Raw genomic sequence first — 21,955 nt, forward strand, 5'->3', positions numbered from 1 at the left:
TGTAAAGGAAAGTGTGATGCTGGCTGCATCGCAACGGAGCGACGGCGCGGTCACACTGCGCGGCGTCCCTGCATTCAACATCCGATCTTCAAGGGAGAAGACCCCCGTGAGTCACACCACCCCCACCGGCACCGCCGACGTGATTGATGCGCCCGCCGGGCAAACCGCCAACACGGTCCTGGGCCCCGTACCTGCTTCTGAACTGGGCGTCGTTGCGGTCCATGAAGCGTTGTTGTCGGTGCTCCCGGGCGCCCAGTACGCTCCCGACATCTCGATGGACCGGGCGGAGATCTTCGAGGCCCTGGCTGCGAAACTCACGGAGTTCCGTGGGTTCGGCGGGCAAACGATCGTCGACAGCACCGGCATGTTCCACGGCCGCGACCTCAAACTCTACGAGGCACTCTCCCGCTCCACCGGCGTCCACATCGTGGCCTCCACGGGCTTGGGCCCGGAGGAAGAACTCGGCGGGTACTTCCTGACGCCACAGACCAACCCGCCCACCCCGTGGCCGGCCGAAAAGTTCGCCGATCTCTTCGGGAGGGAGGTCAGCGAGGGGATGGTGGCTCCCCGGCTTGAACGCCGCGCCGCCGCGGGCATCGTGGCCGCCATCGCCGACCGTGCCGGGCTGACCCCCACCGAGGAAAGCCTGTTCCGCGGCTCCGCCCGCGCCGCCAGGGACACAGGTATTCCGGTCTCCATCCGCTTCGGCGCCGACGCCTTGCACGACTTGGACATCGTCCTGGATGAGCAGATCGGGGCCGAGCGGGTGCTTGTCGGTGACCTGGACCGCAAGGACGCCGCCGGAACGGCCATTGAGGTGGCCCGCCGCGGAGCATTCGTCGGCATCGACCACGTGGGCTTGAACGACCATCCGGGCTACCTCAGCGACCAGGAACGCACTGCACTGGTACTCGAACTCGTCAGCGCCGGCCACGCCGGCAAGATCATCCTCTCGGGCAACTCAATCGGAGTGGCCAAGGGCCTCCCGGAGAACGAGCTGCCCTACAGCCACGTGGTGGCCACGTTCGTGCCCCACCTCAAGACCCAGGGCCTGAGTGACGAAGACGCCCAACGCATCCTCGTGGACAATCCGCGCAATCTCCTGACCGTGCGCTCAGCACCCGCCCACCCGCAACAAGCTTGAGAACCCCTGAGGTGAACGAATGACCAAGGTCAATACAGTGCTGGGAACCATTCCGGCCGAAGAACTGGAAATCGTGGCGGTCCACGAACACATCGGGTACGGCATGCCCGGGTCCGAACTCGACAGCAAATGGTGGAAGACCCCGGAACAGGCCTATGAAGAAACCGTGCCGAAGTTGCGGAAGTTCCGCGAATACGGCGGCGGCACGTTAGTGGACGCCACGGGTATCTGCAACGGCCGTGACGTCGACTACTACAAGTCCCTGTCCCGGAAGACCGGGGTGCACATTGTGGCCTGCACCGGGTTCGTCGGCGGCGACACCGCCCTGCCGCATTTCTCCCGCGCCACCGTGGACTACCTCGCGAAAGTGTTCATCCACGAGATCACCGTGGGCATCGGAAACACCGGCGCCAAAGCCGGCGTGATCAAGGTGGGCGTGAGCCGCGGTGGACGAATGACAGAGCTGGACAAACGAATCTACCGGTCCGCGGCCCGCGCCGCCGTCGTCACCGGTGCGCCAATACTGACCCACCTGGCCATCGATCCAGAGCCGGCGGTTTCCATCTTCAACGAAGAGGGCCTCTCCCTGGACCGCGTGCTCTTCGGCCACGCCGACGACGGATTGAACGCTCCGATCACCCCGCATGACTGGATCTACGAGCAGGGCGGCCGAATCGGCTTCGATACCTTCGGCTACGACCTCGAACTTCCGGATCCCCCGTTTTGGGGCCGCAAGCGCGCCGAACGCATGCAGCACTTCGTGACCCTCGTGAAAAAGGGCTACGCAGACAAGCTGCTCGTTTCGGCGGACGCGAATTGCAGCCCGCTGGGCTGGCCGGGGGTCAAGGGCCACACGATCAACTACATCTTCGAGGACATGATCCCCGACATGCGCGCCGCGGGAATCGACGACGCCACTCTCAAACTTCTGCTCGAAGACAACCCGGCCGGCTTCCTGTCGCTGGACGCCTGACTTCCGGACGGGCACCACAATCTACCCGCTTCTCCAGACTTGGTCCCAGGCCAAGGAAGAGTCAAGAAAGTGATCCAAACAATGAAGGCTGAAGACATCAAGAACCTCAACATCGCCATCGTCGGCGCAGGGTATGGGGGCGCAGCTGCGGCCAAAGCCCTGAGCCTGCTCGGTGCGAACGTCAACGTGTACGAGCAAGCGTCGCAGATGCGGGAGGTTGGCGCCGGCATTGGATTACGTCCCGCCACCATGGACCGTTTCAGCAGGTGGGGGATCTTCGATGCTATCGCCAAGGTCAGTTCGCCGAGCGACTACTTCGAGATCCTCACGGCCAGCGGAACACCGATCTTGAAGGACACATGGCCGGAGTTCGGCGAGCAGGCCCACACCTACCTCATCCACCGGGGCGACTTCATCGAGGCCTTGCTCGGCGTGCTCCCGAAGGGAATGGTGCACCTGGGCCACAAGCTCGAGAAGATCGAGGAAATGGACGGCCGTTCCGTGCTGAGCTTCACGAACGGCAATACCGTCGAGGCAGACCTCGTGGTGGGTGCCGACGGCATCAAATCCGTGGTCCGCGAGCAGCTCTTCAGCGACAAAGGCCCCGTGTTCTCGGGAGAACACGCTTACCGTGTGGTCATTTCCGCCGACGACGCCCACGGCCTGGTGGTTGACGACAACCTACGGATGTACATCGGCAAGGGCACCAAGGTCTACCTGTTGCCGCTTCGCCACCGGAACCAGGTGTCCTTCGACATTACTGCCCTGAACCCGGACGGTACCTGGGCGCCGAAGGTGAGCAAGGAAAGCCTCCTGGAAACCGTCAGCGGATTCGACGAGCGCATCGTGAACATCACAAGGGGCCTCGACATGAACACGGTCAATGTCCGCGCCGTCTACGACATCGACCCGGTCGACTCGTGGCACACCGACTCCGTGGTGCTCATGGGCGACGCGGCGCACTCCATGTTGCACCACCAGGGACAAGGCGCAAACTCGGCCATTGAGGACGCAGGTGCACTCGCCGACGCGCTCACCCGGGCCGCCACGGTCAAGGAGGCGCTGGCCCTGTTCCAGGCAACCCGAAAGCCGGTGACGGATGAGCTGCAGCGCATCTCCCGTCAAGGCTGGAGCGAGGAAGAGGTCAACGATGTCTTCCCGGGTCAGAAGCCCACGTCGCAAAAGCCCGCCAGCGCGCCCGTAACAGCAGAAGCGAGGGCATGAACGCCATGGCCATCCATCCGGAAATCGCCAAGGTCCTGGCCACTTTGCCGGCACCCGATGGTTCGCCCTTGGACCCTCGAGCCATGCGCGCCGGCGAGGCAGCCCAGGTCCCGCCGCTGGCGGAGCGGCTACCGCTGTACTCGGTGGACGACGCTACGGCTGTCACGTCGTCGGGCGAAGTGCCGGTGCGGATCTATACGCCGATGGAGGCCGACTCCTATGGCCTGCTGGTGTACTTCCACGGCGGCGCCTTCTTCCTGGGCAGCCTGGACACCCACGACTACGTGGCACGCGCCCTGGCGAAGGAAACCGGACACAAGGTCATCTCGGTTGGCTACCGTTTGGCTCCCGAGGCCGTGTTCCCTGCAGGGCTTGACGACTGCTACGGCGTGGTCCGCTGGGCGGCCGGGAAGGGCGGAAACCTGAAGTGGGACGGGAAGAACCTCGCCGTCGCAGGTGATAGCTCTGGAGGCAACTTCGTTGCCGCCGTCGCCGCGAAAGCCCTCGACGACGGGTTCAAGCAGATCACCCACCAGGTCCTGTTCTACCCGTCGCTGGACCTGGATTTCGACGTCGAGCGTTACCCCTCACTGCGCGAAAACGCCGAAGGATACGGGCTGGAGACGGCGGGCCTCAAACCCTTCAACTCGTTCTACCTTGAGAACGGGGCCGACCCTGCAGACCCCCGTGTCTCCCCCGTCAAGCGGGAAGATCTCGCCGGGCTTCCGGCAGCGCTGGTCATCACCGCCGAGCACGATCCCCTCCGGGACGAGGGCGAACTCTATGGCCGGCGCTTGGCGGAGGCCGGCGTCGAGACAAAAGTGACCCGCTACCCCGGCGCCAATCATGGTTTTGTCCAGCACTTCTCCTGGATACCGGAGCTGTACCGGGCATTCGAGGAGACGGGCGAATTCCTGAACGCGAGGACCGGCCAATGACGAAGCCGCTTGCTGTACATCCCCTCGTCTCCCCGTGGGGTCGCTTCGGCCTCTACAGCTTCTTCATCGACGCCGCCGAACCGGCCATCGTCGACACGGGGATAGCATCCTCCCCCGCCGACGGCATGGTGCCGGCACTGGAGGCAATCGGACGCCGGATCGAAGACGTCCGCTGGATCCTGCTGACCCATGGGCACATCGACCACATTGGCGGCGCCTACGCCCTGTGGGAGCTCACCGGACGGCGCGCCCAAGTGGTCATTCATGAGGCCGACGCACCGTTCTTGCGCTCGCGCCGGGCCCATGTGGACGAATACCTTTCCGGGCGGGCGCAGTATCTGCAGGATCCCGACGGCGAGGCGAAGCTCACCGCGGCCACGAATGCCGTGATCTCGGGCGAGATGGAGCCGACGCTGTTGGTGCGGGGCGGCGAGACCATCCCGCTGGGCGGCGGCGCCACGGTTTCGGTCCATTCGCTTCCGGGCCATACCCCGGGGTCGGTGGCCTACGTCCTCGACGGGCAGAATGACGTGTTCGTCGGAGACGCGGTCCAAATCCACGGCGCGGCAAACGGCTTTCCGGGGTTCGTGGACCCGGTCGCCTACCGCTCGAGCCTTGAGTACCTGCGGGATGAGGTCCGTCCACGGCACTTGTACCTGGGGCACCCGTACCGCCACAGGGACGGCACGCCCTACGGCGTGGAGCTCGACGCCGGACAGGCAAGGGAAGCGCTCCAAGGGAGCCTGGACATCGAGGCCCGTGTCAGCAATGCGGCCGGCGGTTGCCTGGCCTCCGGCTTGCAGGACACAGACTCGCCCTACTCCCCTTTCACCCGCGTGGCCGAGGACCTTGGATACGACGGGGACCCCACGCTGGAGCCTTCCCCGTTCTTCACCACCCTCCACGGGTACCGCACGTCGCTGGACCATTTGATCGAAGACGAGGAGTAAACACTCATGGATGACTTTCAGTTCCTGGATGCAAGCGGGCAATCCATAGCTGTCCGCAAGGACCTTCGGGTCCCGATGCGGGACGGCGTCGAGCTCGCCGCGGACGCCTACCACGGCCCCGAAAACAAGCCGCGCCCGGCATTGGTGGCACTCAGCCCGTACGGCAAGGAGCTGCAGGCCCTTGCCCTCACCACTCCCCCGCAGCGGCGTCCCAGCCCCATGTGGGACGGCTGCATCGAGGCCGGGGACATCGCCAGGATCGTCAAGGAAGACTACGTCCATGTCATCGGCGACCTCCGAGGCTCGGGCTTCTCGGGCGGCGAGCACATCGGCAACTACAACGCCGGCGGTGTGTCGCTTGGCCAGGACGCCTACGACTTCATCGAATGGGTCGCCGCGCAGCCATGGTGCGACGGGAACGTCGGCATGGTGGGCATCTCCTACTTCGGTTCGATGCAGGTTCTGGCCGCCGCCGAGCGTCCGCCGCACCTCAAGGCGATCTTCGTCTCCGGCGGCCATTACGACTTCTATGAAACGACGTACCACGGCGGCATCATGTGGTTCATGCCGCGTGCCGCCCGCGAAGGACGCGGAGGGGACTCGGGCTGGGCGTTCACCGACAACGTGAAGTCCCGCATGATCGAGAAGCATTCTCCAGGGGAACTCAAGAAGCTCGTCGCCGAGCGCCTCGAGGATCCGGACATCGCGGCCTGGCCGAACCTGGTCCATGTACTGAACTACCCCAAGAACCACGAGGCCTGGTTCGACATCGTCATGAACGAACTGGACGGTGAATGGTACGAAGAACGCAACCCCATCACGCTGGCCCCAAACATCGACATCCCGGTCTGGCTGCAGCTCGACCAAGGCCGCGGGTGGACCCTTGACGGCACCATCGAGTTGTACAACGCACTCAAGGGCCCGAAAAAGCTGACCATCGGCCCCTACCCGCCCATGCAATCACGCCCCTTCATCGAGGAGCACGACAAAATGTTCCGGTGGTATGACTACTGGATCAAAGGCATCGACAACGGGGTCATGGACGAGCCGCCCGTCAGCGTCTTCGTGGAGGGCTCGCGCGAAGTGGTGACCGCCGGGCAGTGGCCCCCGAAGGACATCGAGTACAAGTCCCTCTATCTCCGGCCGCGCCACAAGCTGTCGGAAGAGCCGGAGCCGATGGGTGCCGAGTACGCCGCCCCGGACGGTTTCTACCAAGCCCCATTGACGGTGACCGACAAGGTGGAGATCCTCTCGTCGAGCACCCAGCCGTTCGAGCAGGACACGGAATTGATCGGCGCAGGCGCCGCCCACATCTTCGCGGAAATCGACCAGGCCGACACAAACTTCATCCTGCGCCTCTGGGACACCGCGCCGAACGGGGAACGCCAGCTGATCACCACCGGCTACCTCAAGGCATCGCACCGTGAACTGGACGAACGGACTACCGAGGGCAACCCCTACCACCCGCACACCCGATCAGTGCCGGTGGAGCCCGGGACGATCGAGGAGTACGTACTGCGCCTCTACCCGTTCGCCAACACGTTCAAGGCAGGTCATCGCCTCACGGTTGAACTGTCCAACGATGAGCCGCTGGCCGACGAGCACAACGCACTACTCCCGCCTGACGCCTTCCACTTGCCGGTAGGCCGCCCCGTCACGCACAAGATCTACCGCGACGCCACCCACCAGTCGCGGCTCGTCTTGCCGTTCACGACGGTGGCCGGCTCAGCGCACCGGGTTGTCGGACCGCTTGACTAAGCTTCGCGTCCCGGGACGCTCGCTCACTTTTAGGGTGCTATCCGTCGACGCTCGCTCACATGATGTGAGCGAGCGTCCCTGCTTTTGCCCATATATCAGAGCGAGCGTCGTGGAATTTGACCGTATAAGCGAGCGAGCGTCCAGGAAGCGGCACCTAGGCCGACCAGGCAAAGGGAGCGGAGAAGGAGTTCTTTCCGGCGTTGTCCCAGGTCATCCCGAACACGTCCACGCGGGCCGTGCTGGCTGTGCCCGCGGCCAAGGTGTCCGCCGGGAATCCTACCCCGCTGACTTTCACTCCCAGCCCGGTGGCATCCATCGGAGACACGAAGTCCTCAACGGCCAAGTCGACGGCACTGCCGACGCGGACCTGGTGCGAACGACCGTCTTCGGTGTAGGCGATTTCCAGGGATTCCATTCCCGCCATTTCACCGATCAGGGGTGTGAGGCCCTCCATCGGTCCGCCGAGCTGGCCACCGAAAACAGCGCCGAGCGCTTCGGCTTGCTCGGGTGAGGCGGCGGCGTCCATCAGCACGCCGAGTTTCCATCCCCCGTCGCTCATGAGGGCAGGCGTATCGGCGACGACGCAGACCGTCAGGCCACCGACGTCGACGCCGTTTACCTCACCTGTGTCCACATGAAAGGCCAGGGCCACGTTGCATCGATCGTTATCCGCCGGTGCGGTCAGCCCTGAAGTGGAACACGGGCAGACCATGTCGCAGTTGCAATTCTCAAAATACGTACCCTCGACGTGCCACGACATCTGGGGCTCCTTTCGGCGAGGCATCCCCAGAAAAAAGTCTCCTCGCGGCCCGGAACAGTGTCAACGCTCTCCGGATCGCTCACGGGTCCATGGGTCGTACCTCGATAGGCCACAGCCTGGACTCTCCGAACTTGCCGGCGATCTCCACAGCCCTTGCCATGTCCACGCAGTCAACCACGTAGTAGCCGGCCACGATTTCCTTTGTCTCGATGAACGGGCCGTCCGTCACCGTAGGCCCGCTGCCGTTGTTTCTCACGAACTTCGCTTCTTCACCGAGTTCATGAGCCTCCACAAATTCTCCGGAGGCCCTGAGTTCCTGCTGCAAGGAGGTGTGCGCCTCCATGATCGCGTCGATCTCGGACTCTGGAAGGGCGTTCCAGGCGTCGAAATTGTTTTGAATCAGCAAGAGATGTTTCATTTTTTCTCCTTGACGGCGGATGTCGCATTGCTATTCGGCGTGGATTCAGATGAGGACGAGGACGCAGAACCAGTCTCCGCCAGGCGTTTGCCAAGGTAGCGGCGTTCCGCCTCGGATGGTGCGAGTTCGCGGGCCCGCTGGTATTCGTCCCTCGCCTCCGACCTTCGGCCGAGCCGCCTCAGGAGGTCCGCTTTCGCGGCGGGCAGAAGGTAGTACCCCTCGAGCGAGCGGGATCGGTCCAGTTGCTCGATGAGGGTCAGCCCGGCCTCCGGACCTTGGGACATTGCGACGGCGACAGCGCGGTTGAGTTCGACAACCGGCGACGGCGCAATCTGCGCAAGGGAGTCGTACAGCAAGGCCACCCGGGCGAAGTCTGTACTTCCTGGGGTGCGGGCGGTCATATGGCATGCCGCAATAGCGGCCTGGACACGGTAGCTCCCTGGCCGGGATCGGTGTGAAATGCCAAGCCGTTCGGCAGCGGCAAGGAGCGCAACGGCCTCGGCAACCTCAGCGTGGTCCCACGATTCGCGGTCCTGCTCCTCCAACGTCACCAAGTCCCCCGCCGCGTCCGTTCGAGAGCTTCGCCGGGCATGGTGGAACAGCATGAGCGCGAGGAGGCCCATGGCCTCCGGTTCCTGCTGTGAACCGGCAAGCAACGAAACGAGCAAGCGGTTGAGGCGAATCGCTTCCCGCGCAAGGGACTCCCGGATCAAGGAATCGCCGCCCGTGGCGGAATAGCCTTCGTTGAACATGAGATAGAGCACCGCCAGGACCCCGGACGTGCGTTCGGCTCTCAGCTCCGGGGGCGGTACCCGATACGGGATTCCTGCGTCACGTATCTTGGCCCGTGCGCGGACCAGCCGCTTTGACATGGTTGCCTCCGAGACGAGGAACGCACGCGCAATCTCACCCGTCGTCAGCCCTGCGACGGTGCGCAGCGTCAACGCAACCCTTGCGTCGAGCGGGAGGGCAGGGTGGCAACAGGTGAAGATCAGCCGCAGCCGGTCGTCTTCCGCACCCGGATCATTGCTGCCCCCTTCCCCCAGGCCTTCGAGTTGGGCGATGATCGCGAGTTCACGGACAGCCCTCTTTTCACTGGCCGCACTCCGCATGCGATCGATCGCCCTGTTCCTCGCCACTGCGGTCAGCCAAGCCCCGGGGTTCCGCGGAACGCCGTGCTCCGGCCAGTCGACCAATGCCTTTGCGAACGCGTCCTGGACGCAATCCTCCGCCAGGCTCCAGTCTCCCGTCACCCGGATGAGGGTTGCGGTGATCCGGGCGTTCTCCTCGGCGGAGGCAGCCTCGACGGCGGTCCGGGCATCCGTCAGTTCTCTCGCCATTTCATCTCCCCGCTCAAGACGCCGGACGCCGGGCGAACCGCTACAGCCCGAGCGGCCACACTGGCCTGATCTCGATCTTGCCGAATCGTGCCATGGGATGCTTGGACGCCACCTCGATGGCCTCATCGAGATCGGCACACGCGATGACGTCGTAGCCCGCGATCCACTCTTTCGTCTCCGCAAACGGCCCGTCCGAGACAACCACTTCGCCCGCCCGCACCGTGACGGTGGTGGCGTCCTCGACGGGACGCAGCCGGTCACCGTGACGGGTTACGCCGCGGGCTTCCATCTCGGCCACCCATTCAACGATATTGTCCTCGGCGGCGACATATTCCGGCGCTGCCGGGTCGTTGCAAATGAAAAGCATGTACTCCACGATGACTCCTTCTTCTCGGTTGATACACCATGACGACGGGCGGGACGTCGCGAAAAGGACACTGCCTGGGAAATTCTTTTTCGGGTCAAAATGGCTGTGATCTTGCCCCTTGACTATGTTGACACCCACAATGACGCGGGCAAGACTGATCATAGGTCCGCGTCCTACGAGGTGCAGGACGTCTGGCCCCTAAGGGGTGGACAATGCAGATTCCGGCTCCATTTGATTATGAGCGCGCGAGCGACGTCGCAAACGCGCTGTCCCTCCTCGAACGCCACGGTCCCGAGTCGCGCATCATCGCCGGCGGGCACAGCTTGCTGCCGATGATGAAGCTCCGCCTGGCGCGGCCGGAGTGGCTGATCGACATCAACGACCTGACGGAACTGGAATTCATCCGCAGGGAAGGCGAGCAGTTGCGTGTGGGCGCGTTAACCCGCCACACGGCGCTCCTCGAGTCAGCCGAAGTCGCCGAGCTCTTTCCGATAATCCGCGACGCCGAGCAGGTGATCGCGGACCCTGTGGTCCGCAACCGTGGAACGATCGGCGGCTCGCTCTGCCAAGCGGATCCGGCCGAAGACCTCTCTACCGTTTGCGATGTCCTGCGCGCCCAGGCCGTGATCCGCGGGCCCGACGGCGAACGGATCGTCGCGATGTCGGATTTCCACCGCGGCCCTTACGAAACCGCCGTGGCGCAAAACGAACTGTTGTACGAAGTCCGCTTCACGATCCGCCCGCGCTCGGGCAGCGCCTATGAAAAAGTGGAGCGCCGGGTGGGTGACTGGGCAGTCGTCGCGGCCGGGGCCGCCGTCGGGCTTTCCGCAGACGGCACGGTGGAGGAGGCCGCCATCGGGCTGACGGCGGTCGGGCTGGACGGCACTATCCCCGAGGCCGAAGCCGTGCTCCGCGGACAGCAGCCGCAGGAAGACCTGTTCGCCGAGGCTGCCCGCATCGCAGCAGCCGCTTGCCACCCGGTGGACGACCAGCGCGGGCCGGTCGACTACAAGCGGCACTTGGCCGATGAACTCACCCGCAGGGTCCTGCGCCGTGCTTGTGCACGCGCGGCAGGCGCACAGGAAGGCTGAAAGCAATGCAGGTCAGCATGACGGTCAACGGGGACAAGGTGACCCGGGAGATCGAACCCCGCGTGTTGCTGGTCCATTTCATCCGCGAAAACCTTGGATTGACCGGCACGCACTGGGGATGCGACACGAGCAACTGCGGAACCTGTGTGGTCCTGATGGACGGACAACCGGTGAAATCGTGCACCGTGCTGGCAGCCATGGCCGACGGGCACGACATCCGGACCGTCGAGGGACTGGCCGTCAATGGCACGCTCGATCCGGTGCAGCAGGGGTTCATGGAGGAGCACGGCCTGCAATGCGGATTCTGCACTCCAGGCATGATGCTCACGGCCAGGGCCCTGCTGGACCGCAACCCGCATCCCGACGACGGCGAGATCCGCCAAGCCATTTCCGGCCAGATTTGCCGCTGCACCGGTTACGCGACGATCGTCCGCTCGGTGAAGTGGGCCGCAGCCCACCCGCCCGGTTGGGACGCTGAGACGGACGCCCAGGCGGACGACGGCGGTGCCGGAGGGACCATCGAAGAAGAGGTGACGGCATGACCACCGTCCAGGAGCATGCACCCAACCCGGCGGCCGGAGACCCGGGCCGCCCGATCGGGTTCGGCCGCCTCCAGCGCAAGGAGGACCCGCGGTTCGTCCGCGGCAAGGGCAATTACCTCGACGACATTGTGCTGCCCGGCATGCTGCATGGGGCCATTCTGCGCGCTCCCGTTGCGCATGCCCGACTGGTTTCCATAGACACGTCCGAAGCATTGGCGCATCCCGGGGTCCTCGCCGTTATCACCGGCAAGGACCTGCAGGCCCTCAACCTCGCGTGGGCGCCCACCCTGTCCGCGGACGTCCAGGCAGTCCTCGTCACGGACAAGGTCCGCTTCCAGGGCCAGGAAGTCGCCTTCGTGGTCGCGGAGGACCGCTACGCCGCCCGGGACGCCTTGGAGCTGATCGACGTCGAATACGACATGTTGCCTCCGGTGATTGATGCCCGCCGCGCCCTCGATCCCGGCGCGCCGGTCATCCGCGACGATATCGAGGGCCGGACGGACAACCGGATCTTCGACTGGGAGATCGGCGATGCGGCCGAAACCGAGGCGGTGTTCGCCGCTGCCGACGTCGTCGTCGCCCAGGAGGTCGTGTATCCGCGCGTGCACCCGGCGCCCATGGAAACCTGCGGCGCCGTGGCGGACTTCGATCCGATCGACGGCAGGCTGACCCTCTACGAAACGACCCAGGCCCCGCATGCCCACCGGACGCTGTATGCGATAGTCGCCGGCATTCCGGAGCACAAGATCCGGATCGTCTCCCCCGATATCGGCGGGGGCTTCGGCAACAAGGTGGGCATCTATCCCGGCTATGTCCTGGCCGTCGTCGGTTCGATCGTGACCGGGAAGCCGGTGAAGTGGGTGGAGGACCGCTCGGAAAACCTGATGTCCACGTCGTTCGCCCGAGACTACATCATGCAGGGCGAGATCGCGGCCACCAACGACGGCAAGATCCTGGCAGTCCGGACCAGCGTGCTGGCAGACCACGGCGCCTTCAACGCGACCGCACAGCCCACCAAGACCCCGGCCGGCTTCTTCTCCATCTTTACCGGGAGCTACGACCTGAAGGCGGCCTACTGCAAGGTCACTGGTGTCTACACCAACAAGGCCCCCGGTGGCGTCGCCTATGCCTGTTCCTTCCGCGTGACGGAAGCGGTCTACCTCGTGGAGCGCATGGTGGACATCCTGGCCCGGAAACTCGAGATGGATCCGGCAGAGCTCCGGCTCAAGAATTTCATCAAACCCGAGCAGTTCCCCTACGCCAACAAGACCGGCTGGATCTACGACTCCGGCAACTACGAGCCTGCCATGCGGCTGTCCATGCAAATGGCCGGGTACGAGGATCTCCGGCGCGAGCAACTCGAAAAGCGGGAGCGCGGCGAGCTGATGGGCATCGGCGTGTCCTTCTTCACTGAGACCGTCGGCGCCGGGCCCCGTAAGCATTTTGACATCGTGGGACTCGGCATGGCCGACGGCGCGGAACTCCGCGTCCATCCCACCGGCAAGGCCGTCGTCAGGATCTCGGTGCAAAGCCAGGGGCAGGGCCACGAAACCACGTTCGCCCAGATCGTGGCGGAGGAACTCGGCATCCCGCCTGAGAGCATCGACGTCGTCCACGGCGACACCGACCAGACGCCCTTCGGCCTGGGCACCTACGGGAGCCGCTCGACGCCGGTCAGCGGCGGCGCGGTAGCGCTGGTGGCGCGGAAGGTACGGGACAAGGCGAGGTTCATTGCCGCTGCGATGCTTGAGACCCGGCCCGAGGACCTCGAGTGGGAAAAGGGCCGCTGGTTCGTCAAGGGCGATCCAAGCGCCGGCAAGACGATCGCCGAGATCGCCTTCGGCGCCCACGGCACGGTGGCCCTCCCGGAGGGCATCGACGGTAACCTCGACGCGGAGGTGACGTATGACCCTCCCAACCTGACGTTCCCGTTCGGCGCCTATATCTGCGTGGTGGACGTCGACGCCGGTACCGGCCACGTCAAGGTCCGTCGCTTCATCGCGGTGGACGATTGCGGGACCCGGATCAATCCGATGATCATCGAAGGCCAGGTCCACGGCGGGCTGACCGACGGCGTCGGGATGGCGCTCATGGAAATCATCGCGTTCGACGAGGAGGGCAACTGCCTCAGCGGCTCGTTCATGGACTACCTCATCCCGACGGCGATGGAAGTCCCCGACTGGGAGACCGGGTTCACCGTCACGCCATCGCCGCACCACCCCATCGGCGCCAAAGGCATCGGTGAATCCGCCACGGTCGGGTCCCCGCCGGCCATCGTCAATGCGATCGTGGATGCCTTGACGCCATATGGAGTGACCCACATGGATATGCCGTGCACGCCGGCCCGGGTGTGGGAGGCCATGCAGGGCCGGGCCAGGCCACCGGTGTGACATGCCGCTGCACGGAGAAGCCTTGGCCGCTAAGGTGCAGGAACTTGTGGAGCGCCGGGAACCGTTTGTGCGTGCCACGGTAGTCCGCGCGCAGCACCCCACCAGCGCCCACGCCGGGGACACCGCCCTGGTGCTGGCCAACGGGGACATCGACGGGTTCCTGGGTGGCACGTGCGTCGAGGCGTCCGTGCGCGAATACGGCCTGCAGACGCTTTCCAAGCACGAACCCCTGTTGCTGCGCGTCGTCCCCGGTGAACCGTCCCGCACCCGCGAGGAGGGCGCCGTCGAGGTTTCAAACCCCTGCCTCAGCGGCGGCGCCGTGGAGATCTTCCTCGAGCCGCAAATGCCCGCTCCCCGGGTGGTGGTGGTCGGCGCGACCCCCGTGGCACAAGCGTTGGGTGCCTTGGGTGCCATCCTCGACCTGGACATGGAACTCAGCGACGGAGCCACGGCGGAACCGCGGGCCGACGACGCCGCCCTCATCGTCGCGTCGCAGGGCCGCGACGAGGAACCCGCATTGGAGGCCGCGCTCCGGCTAGGGGTGCCGTACGTCGCCCTTGTCGCAAGCCGTACGCGCGGCGCCGCCGTCCTGGCCTCGCTCGACGTCGACGACGGCCAGCGTGCGCGCGTGCACAGCCCGGCGGGGCTGCTGCTGGGCGGCCGGACTCCTGCCGAGATCGCGCTGTCGATCTTGGCCGAGCTAGTGTCCGTGCGCCACCTCGGCCGGACTGCGGACACGACGACTCCGGAGGCTGCGACCGTAGAGGCTGCGACGGCGGATCCGGTGCCGGCGAGCGCCGAACCTGCGAGCGCCATGGATCCCGTCTGCGGCATGAGCGTCGCGGCCGTGGAGTCGACGCTGCACGCCGAATATGCCGGAACGACGTACTACTTCTGTTCCCCTGGATGCAGGAGGGCCTTCCTCGCCGATCCGGAACGATATGCCGCGTCCTGAGCCCCGGACCTCCGGGCCGGTGCGGGCAGGCGCGGAAGACGAGGTGCGGCGTCTTGTCCCGGACGTTTCCGCGCTCACGTCCGCGCTCGACGACGGCGACTATCTTGCCGACGTCGGACTGGCGACCGCACTGTTCCTGTCCGTCCGCTTGCCGCAACCCATCCTGCTGGAGGGTGAGGCCGGCGTCGGGAAGACCGAGGCGGCGAAGGCACTGGCGAAGGTGCTCGACACTCCCCTGTATCGCTTGCAGTGCTACGAGGGCATCGACGTGGGCGAGGCGCTCTACGAGTGGAACCATCAACGCCAGCTCCTGGGCATCCGATTGGCGGAAGTCCGGGACGTCCGTATGGAGGAGGCCGACCTCTTCGGGGAACAGTACCTGCTGCGTCGCCCGCTACTGAAGGCGATCGAGCATCCGGGCCCGCGTCCGGCCGTCCTGCTACTGGATGAGATCGACCGGGCCGACGCGGAGTTCGAGGCCTTCACCTTCGAGCTGCTGGCCGAAGCCGCCGTGACTATTCCCGAGCTGGGCACTATCCGCGCCACGCACCCGCCCGTCGTCGTCCTGACCTCCAACCGGACCAGGGACCTGCACGACGCATTGACCCGGCGCTGCCTGTACCACTGGATTGACTACCCCCGGCCGGAGCGGATCGCCGCGATTGTTCGACGTAGGGTGCCTGGGAGCGCCGAGCCACTCGCCCTGGATGCCGCAGCTGCCATCACCAGGCTGCGATCCTTGGACTTGGCCAAACCTCCGGGGATCGCGGAGGCAATCGACTGGGTGTCCGCCCTCACTGTGCTTGGCGTCGACCGGCTGGATCCGGTTGCGGTGAATCAGACCTGGGGTTCGGTCCTGAAGAATCGCGATGACCTGGACCTTGCGTGGGCCCGCGGCCCGGGATGGGTGGCGGGCGGCAATGCCTAAGTACGCGCCGAGTGATGGCCTGGCGGGCGTCGATGCGGCGGCTTTGGCGGTGGGGTTCAGCATGGCCCTGCGCCGTGCAGGGCTGCCGAGTTCCCCGGACCGTGCGGGCTGGCTGGCCCAGGCGCTCCGGATCGTTCCTCCTACTGCGCGGGAGCCGCTGTACTGGACCTGCCGGGTGGCGCTCGTCTCCTCGCATGAGCAACTGCCGGCATTCGATGCCGTCTTTTCGGCAGCATTTGACGGGATGCTCGATCCGGCAGACACCCGCGGTGATGCCAACAGTCCTCCAGCAATCGGCGCGGCGGAGCACGCCCGGGCCGCTGTAAGCGAGCGACGCCTGGCACATGCCGACGGCCACGTCCCGGCGTCGCGGGCACCCCTCGCCGTCCCCGGCGTAGGGAACGACGACGAATCCAAGGCACCCGGGTTCGAGGCCATCCTGGCCATGGCCTCCGCTGACGAGCACTTGCATGAGAAATCCTTCGCCGAGCTCACCCCCGAAGAAAGTGCCCAGGTGCGCCAGCTGGTGCGGCGCATCGTGCTGGCAACCCCGGAGCGCCGCAGCCGTCGGACACGCCAATGGGCGCACAACGGTGCGAAGCTCGACCTCCGGCGCACCATCCGCGCTGCCCGGCGCGCCGGTGGCGACGCAAGCTCCTTGGTCTACTCCCGCCGTCGCGCGCGTCCGCGCCGCTTGGTGTTCCTGTGCGATATATCCGGGTCCATGGAACCGTATACACAGGTCTTCCTGTCCCTGGTTCAGGGAGCGGTGGCCGGTGCCCAGGCCGAGGCGTTTGTGTTTTCCACCCGGCTGACCAGGCTGACCCGGCGGCTTTCGAACCGGAATGCCGACGAGGCCCTGGCCCTCGGAGCCGCAGCCGCCCCGGACTGGGCGGGTGGCACCAGGCTGGCGGAGAGCCTCCGGCATTTCATCGACGGCCATGGACGCCGCGGGCTGGCCCGGGGCGCGGTGGTGGTGGTGCTCTCCGACGGTTGGGCCCAGGACGCGCCGGAATTGGTGGAAGCCCAGATGGCGCGGTTGCGACGCCTTGCGTACCGGATCGTCTGGGTTAATCCGAGGAAGGCTGGCACCGGCTACCAACCTTTGGCAGGCGGCATGGCCGCTGCGCTGCCCTATTGTGACGCCTTCGTGAGCGGGCACAACTACGCCGCTTTGACGGAAGCGGCCGCCGCGATTCGCACCGAGCGGTCACGCCCGTCGCGCCGATCGAGAGTGGCGGCTGTGCAACCCGCCAGCACGGGGAGGAACAAGCATGAATGAAACGGCCATCGAGCTCGTAGGTGTGACCAAGCGTTTCGGTTCCCTCACCGCCGTCGACGATCTCAGCCTGCAGGTGGAGCGCGGGGAGATTTTCGGCCTTCTGGGGCCCAACGGCTCAGGCAAAACGACCATCATCAACATGATCAGCGGCCTCAGCCGCCCAAGTTCCGGCCGTGTCAAGGTGCTGGGCATCGATCTGCTGAAGGATCCACGCGGGATCCGGCGCTCGCTCGGGACCGTACCGCAGGAGAACGCCCTGTACGAGGAACTCACGGCCGAGGCCAACCTGCGGTTCCACGCCGATCTCTTCGGCGTGCCCAGGCATGGTCTCGAGCGGAAGATCACCGCGCTCCTCGAGTTGGCGCAATTGGAGGAGCGCCGGAAGAGCCGCGTCGCCACGTTCTCCGGCGGCATGAAGCGAAGGCTGGCATTGGTCCGGGCCATGCTCCACGAACCGGAGTTGCTCTACTTCGACGAACCGACCCTCGGCGTCGATGTGCAGAGCAGGCATGCCCTCTGGGACCGGATCCTCGAACTTAAGGACCGCGGTACCACGGTGCTCATCACCAGCAACTACCTTGAGGAAGCGAACGCCCTGTGCGATCGCCTGGCCATCATCGACCGCGGACGGCTCGTGGCGCTCGATTCGCCGTCGAAGCTGCGGCGCAGCTTCGGTGACACGGTGGTCGAAATGCGCACCCATCCGGCGCCTGGGGAAGACATCGTTCAAAAGGTCCTCGCGCTCCCCGGCGTTGTCTCGGCAGTTGCATCCGACGGCTCGCTGAAGGTCACTGTGGAAGGCGGTTCCGATGTCACCGGCAGGGTGGTGACCGCCGTCGTCGATTCCACGAGCCTTGAGGAGATCCAGAGCCGCGAGCCGAGCCTCGACGAGGTTTTCCTCAGCCTGACAGGCAAGGAGCTCCGGGAATGAGCCTCCGCCATGACCTCCGCGTGATACGGGCCGTGGCGGCGACGGACATCCGCCTCACCCTCCGGGAGCCGCTCTTCGCGATCATCGGCGTCCTCATCCCGATCAACTTCCTGCTGCTCTTCCTCCTCTTTGCGATCAGCGGGGGCCAGGCACCGATCGCCGTCGTGATGAACGACCACGGACCGCTCGCGCAACGCTTCGTCCAGGCCATGGACGGCTCGCATTCGTTCATCATCCACACCGCAACCCCGACCGAAGCGGAGAGCGAGATCCACTCCGGCAGCATCGTCGCCGTCGTCACCGTGCCGCAAGAGTTCGACGCCGCACTTGCCGCCCGAGCGCGGATCGAGATTCCCGTGGAAGTCAACAACTTGAACGTCGACTTCACCAACGACATCCGCCGGGCCGTGCCGCTGTCCATCACGTCCTTCTACGCGGACGCCTTCCCGGACCAAGTAGTAGTGACCGCCCGCGAATCCGACGTCCACGCCCAGGACACCGGCTACATTCCGTACCTCGCCGTGAGCATCATGGTTGCCGGCCTGATGCTCGCGTCCCAACTACAAGGCAGCGTCAATACCGCGAGGGACTACGAGCTCGGGACCATCAAGGAACTCGCACTGGCGCCTGTGAGCCGTTTGACCATCGGGGTAGGCAAGGTACTGGGAGCCGCGGTCCTCGCGGCGGCGTCCGCGCTGCTGCTACTCGCCGTCGTGGTCCTGTTTATCGGAGTCCATCCGCTCCATCCCCTCGAAGTATTGGGCTTCGGACTCCTGATACTGGCAGCGTTCCTCGCCCTCGGCGTCCTCGTCGGGACGCTGGTCCGCCGGAGGCAGCAGGCAATCCCCTTGTCCATCGCGGCCGTTCTTCCCCTGTTTTTCTTGAGTGGACCGTTCGGGCCGGCGAACTGGCTGGGTGCCATCCCGGGCGGGATCGCCGCGATATCGCCCCTCACGTATGCCATCGCCGCTTTGCAGCACGCCTTCCACGGCTACCAGACGGCTCCGCAGGGCCTGACTGTCGACGCGATCGTGCTGGCGGGCTTCACCGTGGTGGCCGTAGGGTTCGCGGCCTTCGTGTTCAGCCGGCGGGGGGCGAGGCACTGATGGCGTCCGGGCGTGCCGTGCTCGCTATCGCGGCGAAAGACATCCTGACCTGGTTCCGCACGCCGTCGGCGATTCTGGCCAGCCTGCTGCCGCCCGTCGCGTTCCTGCTGATCATCTTCGTAGTTGCCGGCGCGGTCGGCCGGAACCCGGTCGCCCTGGTGGTCGAGGATAACGGGCCGCAAGCGCAGAGACTCGTCTCGATCCTTGAGAACTCGGACGCCTTCCGCGTCCAGCGGGCGACTCCCTCTGAGGCCACCGAGCTGCTGGACACCCTTCAGGTTGCGGCGGTCATTACCGTGCCCGCCACGTTCGACGACGACTACCGGGCACAGCGGTCCGACCCCGTCAGCGTGCAGATCAACAACCTGAACCTCGACTTCACCAACGATCTGCGCCGTTCAGTGCCAGCCGCTATTACGAATTTTTATGCCGGCCAGCCGGACACTCCGATCATGGTCGGCGTGTCCGAATCGGACCTGAGGCCGCACGACGTCGACCTGGTCCAGTTCCAGCTCGTGCCTATCCTCGTGCTCCTTCTTACGATCATGGGGATCGTCAACGGCGGGTTGGCCGCGGCCCGCGAGTTCGAAGACCTGACCATCAAGGCGCTGTTGCTCTCGCCGATTGGCCGCGGGACACTGATTGCCGGCAAAATCCTGGCGTGCTGGGTGACGACAATGCTCGTGGCGGCGGTGGTGCTGGCCTTGTCGTTCGCCTTTGGGGTGCTCCGGCCTGCCGGCTGGTATTGGTTGCCGGCTCTGGCCGCGATCGGATTGATCGCGCTGGCGGCCGCGGGGCTTGGGACCGCTTTGGGAGGCGCGCTGCGACGCTTTTCAGCCGTTGCCGGGGCAGGCATCAACCTCTCCATCTACCTGTTTTTCCTCAGCGGAGGAATCAGTGTTGCAGCCTTCCTGCCGGATTGGATCCAGGCCGTAGCGCATTTCACACCAACGTTTTATGGCGTGGATGCCTTGGAGGCCGCGATCTTCTACCAATCGACCGACAACCTCGGCCGCGACCTCGCGGTACTGCTGGCTACGGCCGCCGTCGGACTCGTCTTGGGGACTGTGTCCCTCCGGCGGCGGCTCGTCGATTACTAGGCTCCGGTGGCTGCCCCAGTTCCCTTGACCTAGGTGTGCGAAACGTTTCACGCTTGCTTTTCAGTGGTTGGGGGCCAGTGGGTTTCGGTCGGGGGGATTCGCCACCCAGCCGCCGATGCACCGTCGATCAACGTTCGGATCGCGCCCGTGACGATAGGCCGTGTGTCATCCGCGCGGTGCAGCAGATCCCATGCCCACAGCGGCACCGGGGACGTGACGGGCCGGCGGGTCAAGGTGGGTGGCATCGGCGCCGCATGGCGTTTAGGCGATTGCAGCACTGGCCGCCTCAAGCGGGCCACATGTTCGAAGAATGCCGGTCCGGTAATGCCACCGTCGTCGATGTGTGTGACGGACGCCCCGCTGGCCTTCGCGAAGGCCAACGCATAGCGGTTCCACGAGTCCCAGGACGCTTCGTCAACATCGACGAGAACCGTGAGCTCGGCTGCTGGCACGCTGTCGTGACGGGTCGCGTGGTGGGCGCCTGGCATGACCGCCTGCAGTCGCTCGTACATTAGGAGCTCGGCCACCAGGTTCTGCCGCACGACGTCGGCATTCTCAATCCACGCGATGGCGAGGTCGAGGCTGCCTTCGGCCACCCGCGCCGCTTGGGTATGGGATGGCAGGACCCACTCGTCGATACGGATCCGGAGGGTGGGCATTGTCGCGATCCCCGGGGGAAGCCAACTGACATAGCCCAGCCGCAGCGGCAACTGTCGGTCTCCGTTGCGAGCCCGATCGAACGCTCGCGTGGCAGCGGCCAACACCTCGCGGGCGTCAGTCAGGAACTCGCTGCCGGCGGGCGTCAACTCGACATGCCTGCGATCACGGATGAGGAGCTGAGTCCCGAGCTCGCGCTCAAGGTTGATGATCTGCTGGGACAGCGACGGGCCGGCAATGTGGAGCCGCTCTGCGGCTCGACCGAAATGCAGCTCCTCGGCGACAGCGACAAAGTAGGTGAGCTGCCTGAGTTCCACGGGCTGATTGTACGCCGGAATGACCGCTGGGAGGCGGGGCCTACCAGTGCTCGGATACAAGTCGTGGACCGCAGACGTGTACTCGGGTTGACTCAGAGAAAGGGCACCCGCCCGCAGGCCAACAATCACACAACAAAAAAGAAATCAGTCCGATGGAATTCCTCACCACCCTCACCACAAACGTCCCGCATGGAACGCCGGAATCGACGGTCGACTCCACCAAGGATCGCGAGGCTATCCGCGCTGCCGAACTCGCGCAGATGGGCCACCTCCTGCGATTGTGGCGGCCGCCCACAGAGCCGGGCGAGTGGCGCACTGTCGGCCTCTGGAGCGCCGACACTGAAGCCGATCTCAAGGAAATCCTTGCCTCGCTCCCGTTGCACGTGTGGATGACCGTAGAGATCACGCCACTGAATCCACACCCGAACGATCCTGTGCCGGCGAAGGCCTGACCATCTGCGGGCCATCCACGTCTAGACCCTGCTTCGACGTCCTCTGAATAGGCCGAAGATCAGCAGCACGATGACGGCCCCCAGGATGGACAGCAGCCAGGTCCTCAGATCGAAGAAGTCTCCCAGTCCACCACCGAAGACGAGGGAACCGATCCAACCACCAAGAAACGCCCCGACAACTCCTAGAAGGAGGGTAAGCAGCAAGCCGCCGCCTTGCCGTCCAGGAAGAATGGCCTTTGCGATGGCGCCCGCAATCAGGCCGAGCAGAAGAAAAGCGAGAAGTCCCATGGTGCATCTCCTTTGCAACGAAGACGAGCGCCAGTTCGGCGCTT

At 65.3% G+C, this 21,955-nt stretch carries 22 protein-coding genes; 16 read left to right on the forward strand and 6 right to left on the reverse strand.

Features of this window, described 5'->3' with window-relative positions; translation table 11 throughout:
* The first annotated feature begins 106 nt into the window (after nt 1-106).
* From AC3WJM_RS05255 to AC3WJM_RS05280, 6 genes are all read left to right on the forward strand, one after another.
* Complete coding sequence (locus AC3WJM_RS05255; RefSeq protein WP_492271322.1) at nt 107-1,144, forward strand: phosphotriesterase family protein; 1,038 nt, start codon at nt 107-109, stop codon at nt 1,142-1,144.
* A gap of 19 nt (nt 1,145-1,163) precedes the next feature.
* Complete coding sequence (locus tag AC3WJM_RS05260) at nt 1,164-2,117, forward strand: phosphotriesterase family protein (protein WP_441437483.1); 954 nt, start codon at nt 1,164-1,166, stop codon at nt 2,115-2,117.
* A gap of 69 nt (nt 2,118-2,186) precedes the next feature.
* A complete protein-coding gene (locus tag AC3WJM_RS05265; RefSeq protein WP_492271323.1) occupies nt 2,187-3,341 on the forward strand; it encodes an FAD-dependent oxidoreductase in 1,155 nt (384 codons plus the stop codon).
* Complete coding sequence (locus AC3WJM_RS05270) at nt 3,338-4,279, forward strand: alpha/beta hydrolase (protein ID WP_441437484.1); 942 nt, start codon at nt 3,338-3,340, stop codon at nt 4,277-4,279. Before AC3WJM_RS05265 ends, AC3WJM_RS05270 begins: the two co-directional genes overlap by 4 nt.
* The gene (locus tag AC3WJM_RS05275) at nt 4,276-5,229 is read left to right on the forward strand and encodes an MBL fold metallo-hydrolase (RefSeq protein WP_492271324.1); all 954 of its coding nucleotides are present in this window, start codon (nt 4,276-4,278) and stop codon (nt 5,227-5,229) included. Before AC3WJM_RS05270 ends, AC3WJM_RS05275 begins: the two co-directional genes overlap by 4 nt.
* Nucleotides 5,230-5,235: 6 nt before the next feature.
* Nucleotides 5,236-6,987 (forward strand): CocE/NonD family hydrolase, encoded by a 1,752-nt coding sequence (locus AC3WJM_RS05280; RefSeq protein ID WP_492271325.1) that lies wholly within the window; start codon nt 5,236-5,238, stop codon nt 6,985-6,987.
* Nucleotides 6,988-7,141: 154 nt separating this feature from the next.
* Here the strand turns inward: AC3WJM_RS05280 and AC3WJM_RS05285 are convergent, their stop codons facing one another.
* The 4 genes from AC3WJM_RS05285 to AC3WJM_RS05300 form a co-directional block, all read right to left on the reverse strand.
* Nucleotides 7,142-7,747, reverse strand: a complete 606-nt coding sequence (locus tag AC3WJM_RS05285) for a DUF1326 domain-containing protein (protein WP_284989115.1) — start codon at nt 7,745-7,747, stop codon at nt 7,142-7,144.
* A 79-nt stretch (nt 7,748-7,826) separates the two neighbouring features.
* Complete coding sequence (locus AC3WJM_RS05290; protein ID WP_492259973.1) at nt 7,827-8,165, reverse strand: YciI family protein; 339 nt, start codon at nt 8,163-8,165, stop codon at nt 7,827-7,829.
* Nucleotides 8,162-9,505 carry an RNA polymerase sigma factor gene (locus AC3WJM_RS05295; protein ID WP_492271326.1) on the reverse strand — a complete coding sequence of 448 codons (1,344 nt, stop codon included), beginning with the start codon at nt 9,503-9,505 and terminating at the stop codon, nt 8,162-8,164. The genes AC3WJM_RS05290 and AC3WJM_RS05295 overlap by 4 nt, the downstream gene beginning before the upstream one ends.
* A gap of 40 nt (nt 9,506-9,545) precedes the next feature.
* Nucleotides 9,546-9,872: a YciI family protein gene (locus AC3WJM_RS05300; RefSeq protein WP_113990748.1), complete on the reverse strand. Its 327-nt coding sequence runs from the start codon at nt 9,870-9,872 to the stop codon at nt 9,546-9,548.
* A gap of 212 nt (nt 9,873-10,084) precedes the next feature.
* Here AC3WJM_RS05300 and AC3WJM_RS05305 point away from each other — a divergent pair, with 212 nt between their 5' ends.
* From AC3WJM_RS05305 to AC3WJM_RS05345, 9 genes are read left to right on the forward strand one after another with little or no spacing between them, the layout of a single operon-like run.
* Nucleotides 10,085-10,963, forward strand: a complete 879-nt coding sequence (locus AC3WJM_RS05305; protein ID WP_284989118.1) for an FAD binding domain-containing protein — start codon at nt 10,085-10,087, stop codon at nt 10,961-10,963.
* Nucleotides 10,964-10,968: 5 nt separating this feature from the next.
* Nucleotides 10,969-11,505, forward strand: coding sequence for a (2Fe-2S)-binding protein (locus AC3WJM_RS05310; RefSeq protein WP_284989119.1), 537 nt, complete (start codon nt 10,969-10,971; stop codon nt 11,503-11,505).
* Nucleotides 11,502-13,895, forward strand: a complete 2,394-nt coding sequence (locus tag AC3WJM_RS05315) for an aerobic carbon-monoxide dehydrogenase large subunit (protein ID WP_284989120.1) — start codon at nt 11,502-11,504, stop codon at nt 13,893-13,895. Before AC3WJM_RS05310 ends, AC3WJM_RS05315 begins: the two co-directional genes overlap by 4 nt.
* 1 nt (nt 13,896) lies before the next feature.
* Nucleotides 13,897-14,850, forward strand: a complete 954-nt coding sequence (locus AC3WJM_RS05320; RefSeq protein ID WP_492271327.1) for an XdhC family protein — start codon at nt 13,897-13,899, stop codon at nt 14,848-14,850.
* Entirely contained in the window at nt 14,837-15,778 is a 942-nt protein-coding gene (locus AC3WJM_RS05325) for an AAA family ATPase (protein WP_284989122.1), read from the forward strand. Before AC3WJM_RS05320 ends, AC3WJM_RS05325 begins: the two co-directional genes overlap by 14 nt.
* Nucleotides 15,771-17,060: a vWA domain-containing protein gene (locus tag AC3WJM_RS05330; RefSeq protein WP_492271328.1), complete on the forward strand. Its 1,290-nt coding sequence runs from the start codon at nt 15,771-15,773 to the stop codon at nt 17,058-17,060. Before AC3WJM_RS05325 ends, AC3WJM_RS05330 begins: the two co-directional genes overlap by 8 nt.
* A complete protein-coding gene (locus AC3WJM_RS05335; protein ID WP_492271329.1) occupies nt 17,053-17,991 on the forward strand; it encodes an ABC transporter ATP-binding protein in 939 nt (312 codons plus the stop codon). Before AC3WJM_RS05330 ends, AC3WJM_RS05335 begins: the two co-directional genes overlap by 8 nt.
* Nucleotides 17,988-19,097: an ABC transporter permease gene (locus AC3WJM_RS05340; RefSeq protein WP_492271330.1), complete on the forward strand. Its 1,110-nt coding sequence runs from the start codon at nt 17,988-17,990 to the stop codon at nt 19,095-19,097. The genes AC3WJM_RS05335 and AC3WJM_RS05340 overlap by 4 nt, the downstream gene beginning before the upstream one ends.
* Complete coding sequence (locus AC3WJM_RS05345) at nt 19,097-20,197, forward strand: ABC transporter permease (protein WP_492271331.1); 1,101 nt, start codon at nt 19,097-19,099, stop codon at nt 20,195-20,197. Before AC3WJM_RS05340 ends, AC3WJM_RS05345 begins: the two co-directional genes overlap by 1 nt.
* Nucleotides 20,198-20,244: 47 nt before the next feature.
* On the opposite strand, the gene AC3WJM_RS05350 is transcribed toward AC3WJM_RS05345, so the two are convergent.
* The gene (locus AC3WJM_RS05350) at nt 20,245-21,171 is read right to left on the reverse strand and encodes a LysR family transcriptional regulator (RefSeq protein WP_284989127.1); all 927 of its coding nucleotides are present in this window, start codon (nt 21,169-21,171) and stop codon (nt 20,245-20,247) included.
* A 152-nt stretch (nt 21,172-21,323) separates the two neighbouring features.
* Between AC3WJM_RS05350 and AC3WJM_RS05355 the strand changes: the two genes are divergently transcribed.
* Nucleotides 21,324-21,623 (forward strand): muconolactone Delta-isomerase family protein, encoded by a 300-nt coding sequence (locus tag AC3WJM_RS05355; RefSeq protein WP_307053787.1) that lies wholly within the window; start codon nt 21,324-21,326, stop codon nt 21,621-21,623.
* Nucleotides 21,624-21,644: 21 nt separating this feature from the next.
* Here the strand turns inward: AC3WJM_RS05355 and AC3WJM_RS05360 are convergent, their stop codons facing one another.
* The gene (locus AC3WJM_RS05360) at nt 21,645-21,911 is read right to left on the reverse strand and encodes a GlsB/YeaQ/YmgE family stress response membrane protein (RefSeq protein WP_059388932.1); all 267 of its coding nucleotides are present in this window, start codon (nt 21,909-21,911) and stop codon (nt 21,645-21,647) included.
* Between the last annotated feature and the right edge of the window lie 44 nt (nt 21,912-21,955).

This window comes from Arthrobacter sp. FW306-1B-G06A, from assembly GCF_058781765.1.

Excerpts from the sequence above, each read along its gene's own strand:
- AC3WJM_RS05280 (WP_492271325.1), top strand. The coding sequence starts at position 5,236 with ATGGATGACTTTCAGTTCCTGGATGCAAGCGGGCAATCCATAGCTGTC.
- AC3WJM_RS05330 (WP_492271328.1), top strand. The coding sequence starts at position 15,771 with ATGCCTAAGTACGCGCCGAGTGATGGCCTGGCGGGCGTCGATGCGGCG.
- AC3WJM_RS05345 (WP_492271331.1), top strand. The coding sequence starts at position 19,097 with ATGGCGTCCGGGCGTGCCGTGCTCGCTATCGCGGCGAAAGACATCCTG.
- AC3WJM_RS05325 (WP_284989122.1), top strand. The coding sequence starts at position 14,837 with ATGCCGCGTCCTGAGCCCCGGACCTCCGGGCCGGTGCGGGCAGGCGCG.
- AC3WJM_RS05360 (WP_059388932.1), bottom strand. The coding sequence starts at position 21,911 with ATGGGACTTCTCGCTTTTCTTCTGCTCGGCCTGATTGCGGGCGCCATC.
- AC3WJM_RS05315 (WP_284989120.1), top strand. The coding sequence starts at position 11,502 with ATGACCACCGTCCAGGAGCATGCACCCAACCCGGCGGCCGGAGACCCG.
- AC3WJM_RS05260 (WP_441437483.1), top strand. The coding sequence starts at position 1,164 with ATGACCAAGGTCAATACAGTGCTGGGAACCATTCCGGCCGAAGAACTG.
- AC3WJM_RS05340 (WP_492271330.1), top strand. The coding sequence starts at position 17,988 with ATGAGCCTCCGCCATGACCTCCGCGTGATACGGGCCGTGGCGGCGACG.
- AC3WJM_RS05300 (WP_113990748.1), bottom strand. The coding sequence starts at position 9,872 with ATGCTTTTCATTTGCAACGACCCGGCAGCGCCGGAATATGTCGCCGCC.
- AC3WJM_RS05335 (WP_492271329.1), top strand. The coding sequence starts at position 17,053 with ATGAATGAAACGGCCATCGAGCTCGTAGGTGTGACCAAGCGTTTCGGT.
- AC3WJM_RS05270 (WP_441437484.1), top strand. The coding sequence starts at position 3,338 with ATGAACGCCATGGCCATCCATCCGGAAATCGCCAAGGTCCTGGCCACT.
- AC3WJM_RS05355 (WP_307053787.1), top strand. The coding sequence starts at position 21,324 with ATGGAATTCCTCACCACCCTCACCACAAACGTCCCGCATGGAACGCCG.
- AC3WJM_RS05275 (WP_492271324.1), top strand. The coding sequence starts at position 4,276 with ATGACGAAGCCGCTTGCTGTACATCCCCTCGTCTCCCCGTGGGGTCGC.
- AC3WJM_RS05305 (WP_284989118.1), top strand. The coding sequence starts at position 10,085 with ATGCAGATTCCGGCTCCATTTGATTATGAGCGCGCGAGCGACGTCGCA.
- AC3WJM_RS05310 (WP_284989119.1), top strand. The coding sequence starts at position 10,969 with ATGCAGGTCAGCATGACGGTCAACGGGGACAAGGTGACCCGGGAGATC.
- AC3WJM_RS05285 (WP_284989115.1), bottom strand. The coding sequence starts at position 7,747 with ATGTCGTGGCACGTCGAGGGTACGTATTTTGAGAATTGCAACTGCGAC.
- AC3WJM_RS05290 (WP_492259973.1), bottom strand. The coding sequence starts at position 8,165 with ATGAAACATCTCTTGCTGATTCAAAACAATTTCGACGCCTGGAACGCC.
- AC3WJM_RS05320 (WP_492271327.1), top strand. The coding sequence starts at position 13,897 with ATGCCGCTGCACGGAGAAGCCTTGGCCGCTAAGGTGCAGGAACTTGTG.
- AC3WJM_RS05295 (WP_492271326.1), bottom strand. The coding sequence starts at position 9,505 with ATGGCGAGAGAACTGACGGATGCCCGGACCGCCGTCGAGGCTGCCTCC.